18 protein-coding genes and 2 pseudogenes are annotated in these 17,776 nt (G+C 71.7%); 11 read left to right on the top strand and 9 right to left on the bottom strand.

Translation table 11 applies throughout. The annotated features are described in order from the left end of the window. The first annotated feature begins 44 nt into the window (after positions 1 to 44). The 6 genes from AB0N14_RS20875 to AB0N14_RS20850 all read left to right on the top strand — a co-directional run bounded on the left by AB0N14_RS20875 (position 45) and on the right by AB0N14_RS20850 (position 4,174). Positions 45 to 506, top strand: coding sequence for a cupin domain-containing protein (locus AB0N14_RS20875; protein ID WP_366027181.1), 462 nt, complete (start codon positions 45 to 47; stop codon positions 504 to 506). After that, positions 503 to 1,771: a beta-ketoacyl-[acyl-carrier-protein] synthase family protein gene (locus AB0N14_RS20870; RefSeq protein ID WP_366027180.1), complete on the top strand. Its 1,269-nt coding sequence runs from the start codon at positions 503 to 505 to the stop codon at positions 1,769 to 1,771. The genes AB0N14_RS20875 and AB0N14_RS20870 overlap by 4 nt, the downstream gene beginning before the upstream one ends. Further along, positions 1,768 to 3,012: a ketosynthase chain-length factor gene (locus AB0N14_RS20865; RefSeq protein WP_366027179.1), complete on the top strand. Its 1,245-nt coding sequence runs from the start codon at positions 1,768 to 1,770 to the stop codon at positions 3,010 to 3,012. Before AB0N14_RS20870 ends, AB0N14_RS20865 begins: the two co-directional genes overlap by 4 nt. Before the next feature lie 70 nt (positions 3,013 to 3,082). After that, positions 3,083 to 3,340 (top strand): acyl carrier protein, encoded by a 258-nt coding sequence (locus AB0N14_RS20860; RefSeq protein ID WP_366027178.1) that lies wholly within the window; start codon positions 3,083 to 3,085, stop codon positions 3,338 to 3,340. A gap of 1 nt (position 3,341) precedes the next feature. Beyond that, the gene (locus tag AB0N14_RS20855) at positions 3,342 to 3,821 is read left to right on the top strand and encodes an SRPBCC family protein (RefSeq protein ID WP_366027177.1); all 480 of its coding nucleotides are present in this window, start codon (positions 3,342 to 3,344) and stop codon (positions 3,819 to 3,821) included. 20 nt (positions 3,822 to 3,841) lie between these two features. Continuing rightward, positions 3,842 to 4,174: a TcmI family type II polyketide cyclase gene (locus AB0N14_RS20850; RefSeq protein ID WP_366027176.1), complete on the top strand. Its 333-nt coding sequence runs from the start codon at positions 3,842 to 3,844 to the stop codon at positions 4,172 to 4,174. Positions 4,175 to 4,349: 175 nt separating this feature from the next. On the opposite strand, the gene AB0N14_RS20845 is transcribed toward AB0N14_RS20850, so the two are convergent. From AB0N14_RS20845 to AB0N14_RS20835, 3 genes and pseudogenes are all read right to left on the bottom strand, one after another. After that, positions 4,350 to 5,378 carry a methyltransferase gene (locus AB0N14_RS20845; RefSeq protein WP_366027175.1) on the bottom strand — a complete coding sequence of 343 codons (1,029 nt, stop codon included), beginning with the start codon at positions 5,376 to 5,378 and terminating at the stop codon, positions 4,350 to 4,352. Between the two features lie 47 nt (positions 5,379 to 5,425). After that, positions 5,426 to 6,490: a right-handed parallel beta-helix repeat-containing protein gene (locus AB0N14_RS20840; RefSeq protein WP_366027174.1), complete on the bottom strand. Its 1,065-nt coding sequence runs from the start codon at positions 6,488 to 6,490 to the stop codon at positions 5,426 to 5,428. 117 nt (positions 6,491 to 6,607) lie between these two features. After that, positions 6,608 to 7,230 (bottom strand): annotated as a pseudogene (locus tag AB0N14_RS20835) (aminoglycoside phosphotransferase family protein). 22 nt (positions 7,231 to 7,252) lie between these two features. Here AB0N14_RS20835 and AB0N14_RS20830 point away from each other — a divergent pair. The 4 genes from AB0N14_RS20830 to AB0N14_RS20815 all read left to right on the top strand — a co-directional run bounded on the left by AB0N14_RS20830 (position 7,253) and on the right by AB0N14_RS20815 (position 12,905). Then, complete coding sequence (locus AB0N14_RS20830) at positions 7,253 to 7,918, top strand: rhomboid-like protein (protein WP_366027173.1); 666 nt, start codon at positions 7,253 to 7,255, stop codon at positions 7,916 to 7,918. Between the two features lie 11 nt (positions 7,919 to 7,929). Then, entirely contained in the window at positions 7,930 to 9,336 is a 1,407-nt protein-coding gene (locus AB0N14_RS20825; RefSeq protein ID WP_366027172.1) for an FAD-dependent oxidoreductase, read from the top strand. 351 nt (positions 9,337 to 9,687) lie between these two features. Next, positions 9,688 to 12,330, top strand: coding sequence for a glycosyl hydrolase (locus AB0N14_RS20820; RefSeq protein ID WP_366027171.1), 2,643 nt, complete (start codon positions 9,688 to 9,690; stop codon positions 12,328 to 12,330). A gap of 68 nt (positions 12,331 to 12,398) precedes the next feature. Then, a complete protein-coding gene (locus AB0N14_RS20815; protein WP_366027170.1) occupies positions 12,399 to 12,905 on the top strand; it encodes a GNAT family N-acetyltransferase in 507 nt (168 codons plus the stop codon). Here AB0N14_RS20815 and AB0N14_RS20810 read toward each other — a convergent pair. The 3 genes from AB0N14_RS20810 to AB0N14_RS20800 form a co-directional block, all read right to left on the bottom strand. After that, positions 12,902 to 13,660: a PP2C family serine/threonine-protein phosphatase gene (locus tag AB0N14_RS20810; protein WP_366027169.1), complete on the bottom strand. Its 759-nt coding sequence runs from the start codon at positions 13,658 to 13,660 to the stop codon at positions 12,902 to 12,904. The genes AB0N14_RS20815 and AB0N14_RS20810 overlap by 4 nt on opposite strands. 34 nt (positions 13,661 to 13,694) lie before the next feature. Then, positions 13,695 to 13,886 (bottom strand): hypothetical protein, encoded by a 192-nt coding sequence (locus tag AB0N14_RS20805; RefSeq protein ID WP_366027168.1) that lies wholly within the window; start codon positions 13,884 to 13,886, stop codon positions 13,695 to 13,697. 351 nt (positions 13,887 to 14,237) lie between these two features. Continuing rightward, positions 14,238 to 14,912, bottom strand: a complete 675-nt coding sequence (locus AB0N14_RS20800; RefSeq protein ID WP_366027166.1) for a pentapeptide repeat-containing protein — start codon at positions 14,910 to 14,912, stop codon at positions 14,238 to 14,240. 144 nt (positions 14,913 to 15,056) lie between these two features. Between AB0N14_RS20800 and AB0N14_RS20795 the strand changes: the two are divergent. Next, positions 15,057 to 16,030, top strand: a pseudogene (locus AB0N14_RS20795) (zinc-binding dehydrogenase). 33 nt (positions 16,031 to 16,063) lie between these two features. Here the strand turns inward: AB0N14_RS20795 and AB0N14_RS20790 are convergent. The 3 genes from AB0N14_RS20790 to AB0N14_RS20780 form a co-directional block, all read right to left on the bottom strand. Next, positions 16,064 to 16,564, bottom strand: a complete 501-nt coding sequence (locus AB0N14_RS20790; protein ID WP_366027165.1) for a hypothetical protein — start codon at positions 16,562 to 16,564, stop codon at positions 16,064 to 16,066. 13 nt (positions 16,565 to 16,577) lie between these two features. Continuing rightward, on the bottom strand, positions 16,578 to 17,090 hold the full coding sequence (locus AB0N14_RS20785) for a GNAT family N-acetyltransferase (RefSeq protein WP_366027164.1): 513 nt from the start codon (positions 17,088 to 17,090) through the stop codon (positions 16,578 to 16,580). A gap of 109 nt (positions 17,091 to 17,199) precedes the next feature. Further along, positions 17,200 to 17,775, bottom strand: coding sequence for a TerD family protein (locus AB0N14_RS20780; protein ID WP_103839798.1), 576 nt, complete (start codon positions 17,773 to 17,775; stop codon positions 17,200 to 17,202). Position 17,776 lies beyond the last annotated feature (1 nt).

The raw sequence follows: 17,776 nt of genomic DNA, 5'->3' as shown, positions 1-17,776 counted from the left end.
GGCCCCGCCCCCCTGTCGACGCAGCACACCATCGGAGGAACGACGTGACCAAACCCCGTCCCAGAATCGTGGAGCTCGGCGAGATCGAGCCCAACACCAGACGCGGCGGCGATCTGCGCGCCATGCTCACCCCGGCCACGGTCGGCTCCACCAGCGGTTTCATGGGTGTGGCCATCGTGCAGCCGGGGGATCGGATCGGCGAGCACTACCACCCCTATTCCGAGGAGTTCGTCTACGTCCTCAACGGCCGGCTCGAGGTGGACCTGGACGGCGAGCCGCACGCGCTGCGCCCCGAACAGGGCCTGATGATCCCCGCCTATATGCGGCACCGCTTCCGCAACGTGGGTGATGAGGAGGCGCGTCTCGTCTTCCATCTGGGCCCCCTCGCCCCGACCCCGCAGCTCGGCCACGTCGACACCGAGGAGACGGAAGCCGTCGCGGTCGCCGCGGAAGGAGCCGGGGCGGGCGGTGCCCGGCCGGCCGACCGAGGTCAGGTCCGTTCATGACCCGGCGCGTGGCGGTCACCGGCATAGGCGTCGTGGCACCGGGCGGCATCGGCGTCCCGGCGTTCTGGGATCTGCTCGCCAACGGCCGTACCGCGACGCGGGGCATCACCTTCTTCGACCCGACCGGCCTGCGTTCGCGGATCGCCGCCGAGTGCGACTTCGACCCGGTGGCGTGCGGGCTGGGGCCGGAGCAGATCGAACGTGCCGACCGGTACATCCAGTTCGCCCTGGTCGCCGGTGAGGAGGCCGTACGGGACGCCGGCCTCGACCTGGCCCGGGAGAACCCCTGGCGGGTCGCGGTGTCCCTGGGGACCGCGGTGGGCGGAACCACCCGGCTGGAGCACGACTACGTCCTGGTCAGCCATCGCGGGCAGCGCTGGGACGTTGACCACCGGGAGGCGGGTCCGCATCTGCACCGGGCGTTCTCGCCGAGCACGCTGGCCTCGATGGTGGCGGAACGTTTCGGCGCCTGCGGTCCGGTGCAGACCGTCTCCACGGGCTGCACCTCGGGGCTCGACGCGGTGGGGTACGCCTTCCACACCGTGGAGGAGGGCCGGGCCGACGTCTGCATCGCGGGCGCCTCCGACTCGCCGATCTCCCCGATCACCATGGCCTGCTTCGACGCGATCAAGGCCACGTCCCCGAACAACGACGACCCCGCGCACGCCTCACGGCCCTTCGACAACAACCGTGACGGGTTCGTCATGGGCGAGGGCGGCGCGGTGCTCGTCCTGGAGGAGTTGGAACACGCCCGGGCCCGCGGGGCGCGGGTGTACTGCGAGCTCAGCGGCTACGCCACCTTCGGCAACGCCTACCACATGACCGGACTGACCAGCGAGGGCCTGGAGATGGCCCGCGCCATCGAGACGGCGCTCGACCACGCCCGCCTCGACGGCTCGGCCATCGGCTACGTCAACGCGCACGGCTCCGGCACCCGGCAGAACGACCGCCACGAGACCGCCGCCGTGAAGAGGGCCCTGGGTCACCACGCTTACGACACGCCCATGAGCTCCATCAAATCCATGGTGGGGCACTCCCTCGGCGCGATCGGCGCGATCGAGGTCGTGGCCTGCGTACTGGCCCTGGACCGCCAGGTCGTACCGCCGACCGCGAACTACGAGACCCCCGACCCGGAGTGCGACCTGGACTACGTCCCGCGCGTGGCCCGGGAGCGGAAGCTGACCAGCGTGCTCTCCGTGGGCAGCGGGTTCGGCGGCTTCCAGTCCGCGGTGATCCTGACCCGGCAGAGGGAGAGGACACGATGAGCGCACCCCACGTCAGGCGCGCCGGCGTCACCGGAATCGGCGTCGTCGCGCCCAACGGAACGAGTACCGACACCTTCTGGAAGTCCACCCGGGAGGGCATCAGCGTCCTGGACCGGATCACCCGCGAGGGGTGCGAGCACCTGCCCCTGAAGGTGGCCGGCGAGGTCCGCGCCTTCGACCCGGCGGCGGGGGTCGAGGAGCGCTTCCTCGTGCAGACCGACCGGTTCACGCACTTCGCGATGGCCGCGGCCGACCTGGCCCTGGCCGATGCCCGGATCGGCCGCGCCGACGAGCACGGTTCGCCGTTCTCCCTCGGCGTGGTCACCGCGGCCGGATCCGGCGGCGGTGAGTTCGGGCAGCGGGAGCTGCAGCGGCTGTGGGGAAAGGGCAGCCGCTTCGTGGGTCCCTACCAGTCCATCGCCTGGTTCTACGCGGCCAGCACCGGTCAGATCTCCATCCGCCGCGGGTTCAAGGGCCCCTGTTCGGTCGTCGCCGCCGACGAGGCCGGCGGGCTCGACGCCCTCGCGCACGCCGCGCGGGCCGTGCACCGGGGCACCGATGTGATCGTGGCCGGCTCGACCGAGGCGCCGCTCGCGCCGTACTCGATGGTCTGCCAGCTCGGCTACGAGGAACTGAGCACCGTCGGCGACCCGGAGCGCGCCTACCGCCCCTTCACCTCGGGGGCCTGCGGGTTCGTGCCCGCGGAGGGCGGCGCCATGCTCGTCGTGGAGGACGAGACCTCGGCCCGTGAGCGGGGCGTGCGGGTGCGGGCCGTGCTGGCGGGGCACGCGGCGACGTTCACCGGCGCCTCCCGGTGGGAGCGGTCCCGGGAAGGGCTCGTCCAGGCGATCCGCGGCGCCCTGGAGGAGGCCGAGTGCGCCCCGGAGGAGATCGACGTGGTCTTCGCCGACGCCCTCGGCGTACCGGAGGCGGATCGTGCCGAGGCGCTGGCGATCGCCGACGCGCTGGGCGCGCACGGCAGGCGCGTACCCGTGACGGCGCCCAAGACGGGCATAGGCCGCGGTTACTGCGCGGCGCCCGTGCTGGACGTCGCGTCGGCGGTGCTCTCGATGGAGCACGGCCTGATCCCGCCCACCCCCAACGTCCTCGACGTCTGCCAGGACCTCGACCTGGTGACCGGCCGGGCCCGCGCCGCCGAGCCGCGCACGGCGCTGGTCCTCAGCCGGGGCCTCATGGGGTCGAACACGGCGCTCGTGCTGCGGCACGGCGCGGCCGAGTGAGCCGGGAGTCAACGACCGGAACAGCGGCGCCTCGCAGCGAGGCCGCCCTGGAGCAAAGGAGACCCACCGTATGAACGACCGCATCACCCTGGAAGAACTGTCCGAGCTGATGAGGAAGGCCGCCGGAGTCACCGTCGCCCCGCAGGATCTGCAGCAGCGGTGCGACTCCGGCTTCGACGCCCTCGGCATCGACTCGCTCGGCCTGCTCGGCATCGTCGGCGAACTGGAGAACCGGCACGGCACCCCGATGCCGCCCGACGCGGAGCGCTGCAAGACGCCCCGGCAGTTCCTCGACCTCGTCAACAGCACCCTTATGGCAGGAGCCTGACATGGCCGGACACACCGAGAACGCCATCACCATCGCCGCGCCGGTGGACCTGGTCTGGGACATGACCAACGACCTGGAGAACTGGCCGAACCTGTTCAGCGAGTACGCCTCCGTGGACGTGCTCTCCCGCGAGGGGAACAGGACGACCTTCCGGCTGACGATGCACCCCGACCAGAACGGCACGGTGTGGAGCTGGGTCTCGGAGCGGGAGACGGACCGTCCCACGCTCACCGTCAAGGCCCGCCGTGTCGAGCCGGGGCCCTTCGCGCACATGAACATCCGGTGGCAGTACGAGGAGGTCACCGAGGGCACCCGGATGGTGTGGACGCAGGACTTCGCGATGAAGCCCGACGCCCCGGTCGACGACGCCTGGATGACCGACAACATCAACCGGAACTCCAAGGTGCAGATGGCCCTGATCCGGGACCGCATCGAGAAGGCCGCCGCCGAGTCACGGCCCGCACCCGCGCTGGCCGACTGAACCGGACGGAGGACACGCTCATGCACCAGGCCCTGATCGTCGCCCGTATGGCCCCCGGATCGGCCCCGGACATCGCCAAGGTGTTCGAGGAATCCGACCGGGGAGAGCTGCCGCATCTCGTCGGGGTCACCCGGCGCACCCTGTGGCAGTTCGGCGACGTCTACATGCACCTGATCGAGGCCGAGCAGGAGCCCGGCCCGGCCATCGCCAAGGTGGCCCAGCACCCGGACTTCCGGGACGTCAGCGAGCGACTCACGGCGTACGTCAGCGCCTACGACCCGGCCACCTGGCGCTCCCCGAAGGACGCGATGGCGCAGTGCTTCTACCGCTGGGAGCGGGACTCCGCTCGCTGAACCACCCCCGGCCCCACCGTCCGAACCACCCGAACGGCCACCGGTCGCCGGGTCCGCGGTGTACGCGGGCCCGGCGACCGGTGGCCTGTGGGGGCGGCCCTCGCGGGCCGGTGGCGGTCGTCGTTCAGTGTGGGATGTTGTTCACTGGGACACGTTGTTCACTGGGAGACGCTGTTCATTGGGGGACGCTGCAGTCGAACGCGTGCAGGTAGGGGTTGACCGGGCGGATGTCGTCGATGATCAGGCCCGCGGCGGTGATCCGGTCCACCATGCTCTTCGTGGTGTGCTTGGCCCCGCCCACGTTGAGGAGCAGCAGCAGGTCCATGGCGGTGGAGAACCGCATCGAGGGGGTGTCGTCGACGAGGTTCTCGATGACCACGACCCGCGCCCCGGGGCCGCCCGCCGTGACGACGTTGCGCAGGCACCGGGCGGTCGAGTCGTCGTCCCACTCGAGGATGTTCTTGATGATGTAGACGTCGGCCTTGACCGGGATGGCCTCGCGGCAGTCGCCGGGCACGATGCGCACCCGGTCGGCGAGGGCGCCGCCCTCCCTCAGCTGCGGGTCGGCGTTCCGCACCACGGGGGGCAGGTCGAGCAGCGTTCCGTGCATCGACGGGTACTTCTCCAGGAGGCTCGCCACCACATGCCCCTGGCCGCCGCCGATGTCGGCGACCGAGGTACTCCCCGACAGGTCGAGGAGCTCGGCGACGTCCCGAGCGGACTGCCGGCTGGAGGTCGTCATGGCCCGGTTGAAGACGTCGGCCGATTCCGGGGCGTCCTCGTTGAGGTAGGTGAAGAACTCCTTGCCGTACAGGTCCTCGATGACGTTCCGGCCGGTGCGCACCGCCTCGTCCAGCTTCGGCCACGCGTTCCACGTCCAGGGTTCGGTGCACCACAGGGTGATGTAGCGCAGGCTGTTCGGGTCGTCCTCGCGCAGCAGCCGGGACATGTCGGTGTGCGCGAACGTCCCGTCCTCGTGCTCGGCGAAGACGCCGTAGCAGGTCAGGGCCCGCAGCAGCCGCCGCAGTGGCCGGGGTTCGGTCTTCACCGCAGCCGCGAGGTCCTCCACGGCCATCGGGCCGTCCCCGAGCGCGTCGGCGACGCCCAGCCGGGCGGCGGCGCGGAGGGCGGCGGCGCACGCCGCCCCGAACGCGAGTTCCCGCAGGCGCATGGAGGGCGGTGGGGCAGGGCTTACGGTCGTCATGTGCTGCCTTTTCCTCTCTGGGTCCGCAAGGCGGCGGTGCCGCGGCGTCAGCACAGTCCCGCGGGCTTGGAGGCGCCGCAGGTGTTGCCCTGGAAGGTGTTGCCCTTGCCGGCTTCCCCGTTGACGAGGTCCGCCGGGGCGTTGCGCCGCACCGTGTTGCCGGTGATCTGGTTGCGTTCGTTCGAGGCGCCCACCATGCTCTTGAAGAGCACGATGCCGCCGGAGAGCGGGGACTTGCCCTTGTGGTCCGTGATCGTGTTCCGGGTCACCAGGGTGTTCTCGGCCCCGGTCAGGACGATCCCGGAGCCCTGCAGGGCGGGCAGCCGCGCGGTCTTCGGGCAGGACTTGTTGTTCTGACGGATGACGTTGTCGCTCACGGTCAGGGCGCCGGCCCGCGGCGTGTTCTCGTCCCCGACGACGAAGAGCCCCACGCAGTTGGCGGTGAGGTCGTTGCTCATGACGGTGAGGTCCCTCAGGCGGCGGATGGTCACGCCGATCCGGTTGCCCTGGAGATGGTTGCGCGCGATCACCGCGCCCCTGGTGTTCGTCGCCCCGCCCTCGGAGGCGACCGTGTTGGCGAGGAACAGGCCCGCGTCGCCGTTGTCGCGTGCGGTGTTGTCCAGGAACACGCCCCGGGTGGAGCGTTCCTGCGCGATGCCCCACACCTTGTTCTTCTGGGCGGTCACGTGCCGGACGGTCAGCCGGTCGGTCCACGTCGACCACAGGCCGCTCTTGGAGAAGCCGGTCAGGGCGAGGGAGTCGATGGTGGTGTCCGTGACGGGGTGCCCCTGCGTCCCCTCGACGCAGATCCCGTTGCCGGCCTTCGCGCAGGCGTTTGAGGCCGCTTTGTCGGCCGGTGCGATGACGGTGCTCCGGCCCATGCCGCGCAGGGTCAGCCCGGAGGTGGTCACCCGAACGCTCTCCCGGTAGGTGCCGGCGGCGAGGAGGATGGTGTCTCCCGGTTTGGCGGCGTCCACCGCCTTCTGGATCGAGTCACCCGGACGCACGGTGCGGGTGCCGGGCGTCGCGGGGAGGGAGTCGGCGGTGGCGCCGCACCCCGACGCGATGAGCGCTGCGGCACACGCGAGGTAGGCGAGATGGCGTTTCGTCATATTCGGTACGCTATGACCGGATAAGCCGTTGAATGCCGGATCGTCCATACGGGGGCGTGTCTCGGGCCGCCGTGTCCTCGGGCGGTGAGTCACCCGCGCAGAGTCACCCGCGCACAGTCAGCCGCGCAGAGTCCGTCCGATCTCCAGCTGGACCGTCTCAGGCGCCCTGCCGTCCTCGATGTCCCACAGGCAGTTCTGCAGCACCCGGCCCAGCGTCCAGGCCCGCGCCCGCTCCCGGTCCAGTCCCTGTGCGTCCGTCAGGGCGGCGAAGCGCCACCGGGTCTCCCCGGGGTCGTAGCGGTTGCGAATCGCCGGGAGCAGGTCGAAGCCGGGGTCGCCGGCCGGCGGCTCGGGGTCGATGGCCAGCCAGGGGGCGCGTTCGGCGGCCAGGACGTTGTCGTAGTGCAGGTCCCAGTGCAGCAGGCGGTCGCCCGGCTCGGACGCGATCTCGCGCAGGGCGGCCGTACGGCTCCCTCCCCGTCCCAGGCGCTCAGTGCCAGGGGCTCGCCCTCGCTCTCCTCGTCCCGGAGCTGGAGCTTGAGCGCTGCCGAAGCACCGTCGGTGCGTGTCACCGGCAGCACCAGCGCGGTCACCCCGTACCGCACGGGCCCGTCCACCCGCAGCCCCCACCGCTCCAGGAACCCCTCCACCCGCCGGGGCAGCTCCGCGACGAACGCGCGCCCCGCCTCCCGGTTGAATTTCTCCTGAGAAGCGACCAGCTCGCCAGGTACCTCGATCACCTTCCCGACCATACTGGCCTGTGTGGACGGGGTCAGGCGGTTTCGGCGCGGCCTCGGGGCAGCGGCGGCCTACATACGCAGCGCCCCGGGGACGTACGTGTGGCTGCTGGTCCTGTTCTTCACCACCATCGCGCTGCACCACATGTCGCCGCACTTCGAGGCACGCTTCCTGCGGCATCGGTCCACCAACATCCACCAGCTGTCCCAGGACCCGCTGCGCGTGTTCATCACCTCCGCGATGTGGATCAACGGCGGACACTGGCTGCCGTACGCGGCGCTCTACACGGTCTTCCACGCGCAGGCGGAGCGCTGGCTGGGCACCGCCCGCTGGCTGGCCGTGTGCGCCGCCGCGCACGTATTCGCCACGCTCGTCAGCGAGGGCGCGCTGCTGCAGGCGATAAAGGACGGGATGGCCCCGTACTCGGCGGTCAACACGCTCGACTTCGGGGTCAGTTACGCGCTGGCCGGGGTGATCGGCGTGCTCACCTACCGGCTCGCGGCGCCCTGGAGCTACGCCTATCTGACCGTCGTCCTCCTGGTGTACGCCCTCCCCCTGACCGCGACCCCCACCTTCACCGATTTCGGGCATTTCATCTCGGTGCTGATCGGTCTGGCCTGCTATCCGCTGACCCGTGGCTGCGGAAGACCATGGAATCCGAAGGAGACACTGGTCGCTCTCAGGCATTAACGTCCCACCGCATGAACAGTGCGGTGAATGGCGTCGTCAACGGCGGCGTCTCCTTCTGGTACGCCGACGACGGCCTCCCCGAGCCCCGGGAACCCCTCGCCGGCGACGCGTCGGCCGATGTGGTGATCGTCGGCGGTGGCTACACCGGCCTGTGGAGCGCCTACTACCTGAAGAAGGCGGCGCCCTTCCTGCGGATCACGGTCCTGGAGCAGAGGTTCTGCGGCTACGGCGCCTCCGGCCGCAACGGCGGCTGGCTCTACAACGGCATCGCGGGCCGCGACCGGTACGCGAAGCTGCACGGCCACAAGGCCGCCGTCCGCCTGCAGAGGGCGATGAACGACACGGTCGCCGAGGTGGTCCGCGTCACCGAGGAGGAGGGCATCGACGCGGACGTGCACGCCGGCGGCGTCCTGGAGGTGGCGTACACGCCCGCGCAGCTGGCCCGGCTCAAGGCGTTCCACGAGCAGGAGCTGTCGTACGGCGAGAAGGACCGCGAGCTGTACGGCGCCCGACAGACCGCCGAGCGGATCAGGGTGGCGGACGCTGTCGGCTCGACCTGGACCCCGCACGGGGCGCGGCTGCACCCGGTGAAGCTCGTCAAGGGCCTCGCGGCGGCCGTCGAGGCGCTCGGCGTGACGATCCACGAGCACACCCCGGTCACGGAGATCCGCCCCAAGCACGCCGTGACGCCCTACGGCACGGTCCGCGCCCCGTACGTCCTGCGCTGCACGGAGGGCTTCACCGCCTCCTTGAAGGGGCAGCGGCGCACCTGGCTCCCGATGAACTCCTCCATGATCGCGACCGAGCCGCTCACCGACGCACAGTGGGAGCGGATCGGCTGGGAGGGGCGCGAGACGCTGGGCGACATGGCGCACGCGTACATGTACGCCCAGCGCACCGCCGACGGCCGGATCGCGCTCGGCGGCCGCGGCATCCCGTACCGCTTCGGCTCCCGCACGGACAACGACGGCCGCACGCAGCCCGCCACCGTCGAGGCGCTGTACGACATCCTGGTCCGCTTCTTCCCGTCGCTGGCCGGGATCAGGGTGACCCACGCCTGGTCGGGGGTGCTGGGCGTGCCGCGCGACTGGTGCGCCACGGTCACCCTGGACCGATCCACGGGCCTCGGCTGGGCGGGCGGCTACGTCGGCTCGGGCGTCGCCACCACCAACCTCGCCGCCCGCACGCTCCGCGACCTCGTCCAGCAGGACTCGGGCCAGGGGGGCCCGACGGAGCTGACGGCGCTGCCGTGGGTGAACCACCGGGTGCGCAAGTGGGAGCCGGAACCGCTGCGCTGGCTGGGCGTGCACGGCATGTACGCCACCTACCGCACGGCGGACCGGCGTGAACGGACGGCACCCGGCATCGAGTCGTCACGGCTGGCACAACTGGCCGACCGGGTCGCCGGACGCCACTGACACGTACCCGCTGCGCTGGGCTGTCGCCGTGGCCGCCGGGCGCGCCCCGGGTCGGTTTCGCCCCCGCCGCCCTCGCCCCTCCCATCCCCGGGGGCTCTGCCCCCGGGGACCCCTGCCGGGGGCTGCGTCCCCCGAGCTTCCGGCCGGGGGCTGTGTCCCCCGGACCCCTCCCCGGGACGGCGTCCCCCGGACCCCTCGCGGGGACTGTGTCCTTTGGGCCACCGCCAGGTCCCGGAAAATCTTTACGTTCTGATTGCCCCCAACCGCTTCTCCCTCAACTCCCGTCTCCCCAAAGCTGTGGTGCAGCTTGTGTCATGTACGCCACGGCTTTTAGGGGAGGGCACGTTTTTCATGGCAGACGACGGGTTGCGCAGAAGACGGGCATGGGCGGCGGTGTTCGCCGTGTCCGCCGCGCTGGGTCTGACGGTCACACAGGCCCAGGCGGCATCAGGTACCCATACGGACCCCTTCGGGGTGCGGGCGCTTCGGGGACAGGCCCTTCTGAACCAGCAGAAGGGCCTGTCCCCGTTCGCGGAGACGGAGGACCCCGGAGGCGACGAGGACGAGGCCGGGAACATCGCCGAGCAGGCGGACCAGTACGCGGAGGCCCGCACCTCGCCGGGCATCGTGGCGCCGGGCGCCTACGGGGCCGCGTACGACGAGCTCAGCGGTCTGCGGCACACGCACAGCACGTGGAGCGAGCTGACGCGGCTGCCGTACGACTCCGACGACCCGCGCTACCGGGACACCAACTCCAACTCCAGCGGCGGCGCCGGGCGGGTCACGGGGCGCGTGACCGGGCTCGCGGCCGACAACCACGGGTATGTGTACGCCGGTTCGGCCAACGGCGGTGTCTTCCGCTCCCGCACGGGCGGCGGACACTGGCAGAACATCTCCGACGGCCTGCCCGCCCTCTCCACCGGCGACCTCCAGCTCGACGGTCGCGGACGGCTGTGGTACGCGACCGGTGAGGCCAACACCAGCGCGACCTCGTTCCTCGGCACGGGTGTCTACGTGCTCGACGACCCGCGCAAGGGGAAGTTCAGCACCCGTGACCGGGTCGGCGGGGACGAGCTGGAGTCCACCTCGATCAACGCGCTGCGGTTCGGCGGGGACAAGGTGTGGGCGGCGACCACGCGCGGCGTGTGGAGCCACTCCACGAAGTCCCTGAAGGGCCCCTGGAAGCTGGAGTTCGCCCCCAACCCCGACTACCTGCCGGGCGGTTCCGAGGCGAGCGACCCCGACGCGGCGTACAAGAACATCACCAGTGACATCGCCATCGACCCCAAGAACCCGAACAAGGTCGTCCTCGCGGTCGGCTGGCGCGGCGGCGACACGTACAACGGCTTCTACGCCAAGGGCCCGCGCGGCTGGCAGCGGCTGACCAGCCTCGGGGACCTGCCGAGCGACAGCGACGACGTGGGCAACGTGACCTTCGCTCACAGCGCCGACGGCTCCCGCTACTACGCCATCGACCAGTCGCCGGCGATGACCAACTCCAACCCGGACAGCGGGCTCGCCGGCATCTTCGTCTCCAAGTCCGGCTCTCCGACCGGGCCGTGGACGAAGATCGCCGACTACACGCAGCTGCGCGACTCCGGTTCGGCGCTCACCGGCGCCGGCTACCAGCCGGGCATCCAGGCGTGGTACGACCAGTTCCTCACCGTCGATCCGAAGAACCCCGACCACGTCTACGCGGGTCTGGAGGAGGTCTTCGAGACCAAGGACGGCGGCAAGAGCTGGACCGCGCCCGGGCCGTACTGGAACTTCGGCTTCCCCTGCTGGTCCATCGACCCCGCCAAGCAGAGCGGTGACTGCCCCTCCACCGTGCACGCCGACCAGCACGCGGTGGCGATCGGCAGCAACGGCGGCGCGCCGTACCTGGTGGTCGGCGACGACGGCGGCGCGTTCCGCAGGCCGCTGAACGGCTCGGCGAACGCCTCGGGCCACGGCACCGACTGGACGTCCCTGAACGACGGCACGATGGACGCGCTGCAGTACTACTCGGTCGGCGTGGGCATCGACCAGGCCGCGCGCGGGCTCGACGTCAGCGGCGGTCTGCAGGACAACGGCCAGTCGGTCCTGCGGCCAGGCGACCGTGTGATGGGCTCCAACTTCGGCGGTGACGGCGGCGACACGATCGTCGACCCGGCCAACGGGTGCAACATCGCCTCCGAGTACGTGTACCTGGCGGTCGCTGTCACACAGAACTGCGCGGTGAACGACGGAAGGTGGATCACCGACCCGTCGAAGGCGACCACCTACTCCGTGGCCCCGCCCGACAACGCCACCGGCGAGGCCCGCTTCATCGCCCCGCTGAACTCCGACATCAAGGACGCGAACACCTGGGTCGCGGGCGGCCGCCACGTGTGGATCAACACCAAGGGCTGGGCGATCCGCAGCGGCAGCGAGTGGTTCAACGCCTTCGACCTCGGCGAGGGCCACACCGCCACCGCCGTCGCCTCCTCCGGGGGCAAGGTGTACGCCGCCTGGTGCGGCCCCTGCAACAACGAGGGCTTCACCCGGGGCATCGCGGTCGGCAACGCGGACGGCACCGGCTGGCACCAGCTGAACCTGCCGGCCGACGGGACGGTCCCCAACCGCTACCTCGCGGGCCTCGCGATCGACCCGGCGGACTCCAGCCACGTGCTCCTCGCGGTCAACGGCTTCTCCCGCAAGTGGACGGAGGGGCCGGGCGCCGGAGTCGGGCACCTGTTCGAGACCCGGGACGGCGGCGCGACCTGGAAGGACATCTCCGGGAACCTGCCGGACGTGCCCGCCAACACGGTCGTGCTGCTGAAGAACGGGACCGTGGCGATCGGCACCGACCTCGGCGTCCTGGTCCGTCCGGCCGGTGCGTCCAGCTGGAAGGTGGCGGGCACCAACCTGCCCACGACGGCGGTCCTCCAGCTCCGCACGGGCCCCGACGGACGGCTCTACGCGGCCACCCACGGGCGCGGCATCTGGGCGATCGACGTACGGCGCCTGCGCTGAGCCGTCGGTGACGGCGGGATGGGGCCGGGCCTTCGTGGGCCCGGCCCCATCTGTGTTTGACTGCCCGCATGATCCGCACCGCGACTCCCGACGACATCCCCGTCATCCACACCTTGATCCGTGAACTCGCCGCCTACGAGAAGGCGGCCGAGGAGGCGCGGGCCACGCAGGAACAGCTGAGTGAGGCGCTGTTCGGCGCCCGGCCGGCGGCGTTCGCGCATGTCGCGGAGGACGACGGGGGAGAGGTCGTCGGGTTCGCGCTGTGGTTCCTGAACTTCTCGACCTGGCGGGGCGCGCACGGCATCTACCTGGAGGACCTGTACGTCCGCCCGGAGGCCCGCGGCGCCGGCCACGGCAAGGCGCTGCTGACGGAACTGGCCCGCATCTGCGTGGAACGCGGTTACGAGCGTCTGGAGTGGTCGGTGCTGAACTGGAACCGCCCGTCGATCGACTTCTACGAGGCCCTGGGCGCCCGCCCGCAGGACGAGTGGACGGTGTACCGGCTGACGGACGGGGCGCTGGCGGAGCTGGGGCGATCCGCGGGGCGCAGGGGGCAGGGAGCCCGCCCCCTCTAGTCGTCGTCGGCGACGCGGACGAGCGCGAAGGTGATGTTGTCGGGGCCGCCTGCGCTGATGGCGGCCTTCCACAGCTCGAAGGCGGCCCGTCCGTCGTCGTGCTCCCGCAGCACCGCGTCGATCGTTTCCTCCGGCACCGGATCCGTGAGGCCGTCGGTGCAGACGAGATAGCGGTCGCCCGGTGACAACGGCGTGGCCGTCACATGCGCCACGACGGCACGGTAGTGCGGGGAGCCGCCGAGGCACTGCGTGACCAGCGAGGTGGTGCGCTGCCCCGGCGCCAGGGGCGGGCTGTCGTCCACGCTCACCTGCCGCAGTCCGCTCCGGGGCGCGGCGAAGACCCTGCTGTCCCCGACGTTGAAGACCAGCAGCTCCTTGGGCAGCACGACGGCACCCGCGACGGTGGTGCCCATCATCGCGAGGCCGCGACCGTCGTCCTCGCCGCCCTCGGCAGCCGTGTAGACGGCACGGTTGCAGGAGGCCACGGCGCCCCGGACGGCGTCCTCACTGCCCAGCGCCGGCCCGAGGGCCGCGAACCGCCGTGCCACCAGCGCGCTCGCCACCTCGCCCCCGGGGTGCCCGCCGAGTCCGTCGGCCACGGCGACCACCAGGGGCGTCCCCAGGGGGAAGACCAGCGTCTGCGGGTTCTCGGTGACGGTCGCACACAGCGTCCACGGCCCGGCGACGAGACTGTCCTCGTTCTTGTCCCGCAGCAGGCCCGGGTGGCTGAGCGCGCTCACAGCGACATACGACACCGAAGGCCACCGCCGATCACCGGATCACCCGTGGTCAGGGACGATTCGGCCCCTGCTCGTCCGCGCCCCGCTCGCCCTCCGCCTGGGACGGCTCCGTGCGGGGTACGTCCGGGTGCTGCTCCATGGCACTGCGCTCGCCCGGCTCGTCGCGCTCGCCCTCGGCCTGCGACGGGGTGTGCGAGTAGAGCCAGGTGTCGTAATCCGAGGCTCCGGATGACTTCTTCATGGCGGGCCTCCTTCGTCGCGTCACCTCCATGGTCCACCCAAGCGACTGCCGTGGCGAGACGAGTGGCGGCGCACGTCCCTGCCGGGCGGCATGGCGCAGCCCCGCTTCGAGGGCCGTGGCCGCCACCATCACGCCCCCGGGCGACGGCGCCGTGTGCCGGTGCGCCGCTCGTGCCGGTCTGTCGCTCGTGCCGGTCTGTCGCTCGTGCCGGTCTGTCGCTCGTGCCGGTCTGTCGCTCGTGCCGGTCTGTCGCCCGTGCCGGTCTGTCGCTCGTGCCGGTCCGCCGCTAAGCCGGTCGCCGCCCGTGCCGGTCCCCCGCTCCTTCCGGTCGCCGCCCGTGCCGGGCGGCTGTCAGTCCGCTTCCGCCACCCGCAGTCCCATCGCCGCCGCCAGCACCGGCGCGAGATCCAGCAGCTGCGCATGACTGATCGCCGCGCCGGACAGGCGCTCCACCCCGCGCGCGATGTCCAGCTCCGCCGCGCGGCGCAGGTCCACGTCCACCAGGGCCGCCGCCGTCAGGTCGGCTCCCCTCAGCACGCAGTCCACGAACTCCACCCGCTCCAGCCGGGCGCCCCCGAAGTCGGGCTCGATGAGGACACAGCCCTCGAAGACGACGTCCTTCAGCCGCGCCTTGCGCAGGTTCAGGTAGTCGATCTTGCCGCCGCGCACCAGTACCCGTTCCAGCACCCCCCCGTGCAGCTGCGTCCCGCCGAGCCGGGCGTCCACCAGCTCCACATCGCGCAGGGTCGCCTCCGCGAGGTCCGTGCCCACGCCCCGTATGCCCGTGAGGACCGAGTCCAGCACGCGCGCGTGGTTGAGCCCCGTCCCGTCCAGCGCGCACCCCGTCAGCGCGCAGTCCATGAACCGGGCGCCCCCGCCGTCCTGTCCCGCGAGATCCGCGTCCTGGAACTCCAGCCCGTCGTAGTCCCCGTCCGGCACCACCTCCCCGTCCGTCCACGCCACCAGCTCGGGCAGCCGCACCTCCGGCCGCCGCGCCGCCTTCACCACCCGCGCCTTGCGCACCATGCCCCCATGCTGCACCCCACCACTGACAATCGCCCCGACCTGCGACGTCGCCCTTGACCTCAAGCGCGCTTGAGCTTGAAGGGTGGGCCTTCCGAGAGCAGCACGACAGACGACGGCAAAGACGCACGGACGAGGAGCCCTCCCATGCACGCGATCCGGCTGCACGCCTTCGGCCCCGCCGAGAACCTCACCCACGAGAAGGTCGAGGACCCCGAACCGGGCCCAGGCCAGGTGCGTGTCGCGGTCGCCGCGGCGGGCGTGCACCTGCTGGACACCGCGCTCCGCGAGGGCGAGACCGGTCCCGCGCCCGGGTCGGCCCCGCTGCCCACGATCCCCGGCCGCGAGGTCGCCGGCACCGTCGAGTCCCTCGGCGAGGGCGTCCACGCCCGCCGGCTCGGCTGCCGGGTCGTCGCCCACCTCGGCTTCGTGCCGGGAGGCTACGCCGAACTCGCCGTCACGGACGTCGTCCGCCTGCACGAGATACCCGCAGACCTGGACGAGGCGCAGGCCGTCGCCATGATCGGCACGGGCCGTACGGCGAGGGCATCCTCCAGTTCGCCGACCTCGGCCCCGGCTCCGTGGCCCTCGTCCCGGCCGCCGCGGGCGGCGTCGGCACCCTCCTCGTGCAGTACGCCCGGCACGCGGGCGCCACCGTGATCGGGCTCGCGGGCGGTCCGGAGAAGGTCGCGCGGGTGCGGGAGAACGGCGCGGACCTCGCCGTCGACTACACGGACCCCGCCTGGGCGGACCGACTCGTGGAGTATCGCGGCAGGGTCACCGTGATCTTCGACGGCGTCGGCGGCACGGTGGCCCGGACCGCCGTGGGACTGCTCGCGCCGGGCGGCCGGCACCTCGTGTTCGGGTGGTCCGCCGAGGGCATCCGGGGCGGCCGGCCGTATCTCGTCGAGGGTGTCTCCGAGCAGGTCCTCGGTCCCGTGATGCTGCGGAGGGCGGGCGGTCCTGACCCCTTGCGCACCCTGGAGGAGCGTGCCCTCGCCGAGGCCGCGGCCGGCCGCCTGGTCCCGGCCGTCCAGCGCTTTCCGCTCGCCGAGGCGGCCGCGGCCCACCGGGCCCTTCAGACGCGGGGCACGGTCGGCAAGGTGGTCCTGGAGCCGTGAGGAGCGGCCCGCCGCGTCCGGGGGCTCCCGGTGTCAGGCGATCCGGGGGAAACGGGCCTGCAGCGTCCAGATCGCCGGGTTCTCGCCGAGGTCCTCGTGCAGGTCGGTCAGGTCGGCGAGCAGGTCCTGCAGGAAGTCGCGGGCCTCGCGGCGCAGTTCCGCGTGGGAGAACGTCAGCGGGGGCTCGGCCGGCGGCAGCCACTCCGCCTCGATGTCCACCCAGCCGAAACGGCGCTCGAACAGCAGGCGGTCGGTCGACTCGGTGAAGTCCAGCTCCGCGCGCTGCCGCCGGGCGGCACGGCTGCCGAGCGGGTCCCGGTCGAGCCGCTCGACGATGTCGCACAGCGCCCACGCGAAGTCGAGCACCGGCACCCATCCCCAGGCTGTGGACAGCTCCCGGTCCGCCTCGGTGTCGGCGAGATAGACGTCACCGCAGAACAGGTCGTGCCGAAGGGCGTGGACGTCCGCGCGGCGGTAGTCGGTCTGTGGCGGGTCCGGGAAGCGGTTGGAGAGGGCGTAGCCGATGTCGAGCACGGGGGCGATGGTGTCACAGGGCCTTGCGCAGCACGGCGCACGGGCGGCCCCGGCCACGGTCCGGGCGGCGGTCGACGACCTCGTAGCCGAGCGCCGTCCAGAAGGCGAGGCCCGCGGGGTTGTTCTCCAGCACGGCCAGTCGTACGGCGGTGCGGCCCGCGGCGCGGAAGCGGTCCTCGACCAGGGACGCCAGCAGTCGCCCGTGCCCGTGCCGCTGCATCGCCGCGTCCACCATCAGCAGGCCGATCCACGGGTCCGGGTCGGCCGGGTCGGGGTGGTGGGCCAGGGTGACGACGATGCCGACGAGCCGCCCGAAACTGCGGGCGAGCAGGACCTCCACGTCAGGGTGCGCCAACTCGTCGGCCAGCGCGGCCGCCACCTGCTCCGGGCGGATGTCGTCCGGGTCGGGGAAGTCGCCGCTCAGGGCGTGGAACTCCCGGTTGGAGGCGTAGAGCCCGGTGAGCTCGGTCAGCAGCTCACCCGGAAGGTCATGGTCGGGGGCGGGGGAGAGGGGCTCGAGGATCACCCGCGCAACGTATCGCGGACGGGTCCCGCACGGGTCGTGGGAGGCCGGGGACCACGCCGGAGCCCCGGCCTCCCGGACCGGGGCTCCGGTGAGGAGACAGGGGGCTCCGTCAGACGTTGACGCCGAAGTCTTGGGCGATGCCCACCAGGCCCGATGCGTAGCCCTGGCCGACCGCGCGGAACTTCCACTCCGCGCCGTTGCGGTACAGCTCGCCGAAGACCATGGCCGTCTCCGTGGCCGCGTCCTCCGACAGGTCGTAGCGGGCGATCTCCTGGCCGCCGGCCTGGTTGACGATACGGATGTAGGCGTTGCGCACCTGGCCGAAGTTCTGCGAGCGGGACTCCGCGTCGTAGATGGAGACCGGGAAGACGATCTTGTCGATGTCGGCCGGGAGCGCTGCCAGGTTGACGTTGATCGCCTCGTCGTCGCCCGCGCCCTCGCCCGTGCGGTTGTCACCCGTGTGGACGATCGAGTTGTCCGGGGTCTGCTTGTTGTTGAAGAAGACGAAGTGCTGGTCCGAGTAGACCTTCCCCTGGGCGTTGACCGCGATCGCGGACGCGTCGAGGTCGAAGTCCGTGCCGGTGGTGGTGCGGACGTCCCAGCCGAGGCCCACGGTGACGGCGGTCAGGCCCGGAGCCTCCTTGGTGAGCGAGACGTTGCCACCCTTGGACAGGCTTACAGCCATT

Origin of the sequence: Streptomyces sp. NPDC051104 (assembly GCF_040682835.1) — a bacterium.
Lineage (GTDB): Bacteria > Actinomycetota > Actinomycetes > Streptomycetales > Streptomycetaceae > Streptomyces > Streptomyces cynarae.
Note: the sequence above shows the minus strand (reverse complement) of the source record. Positions and strands in the feature narration are given on the sequence as shown.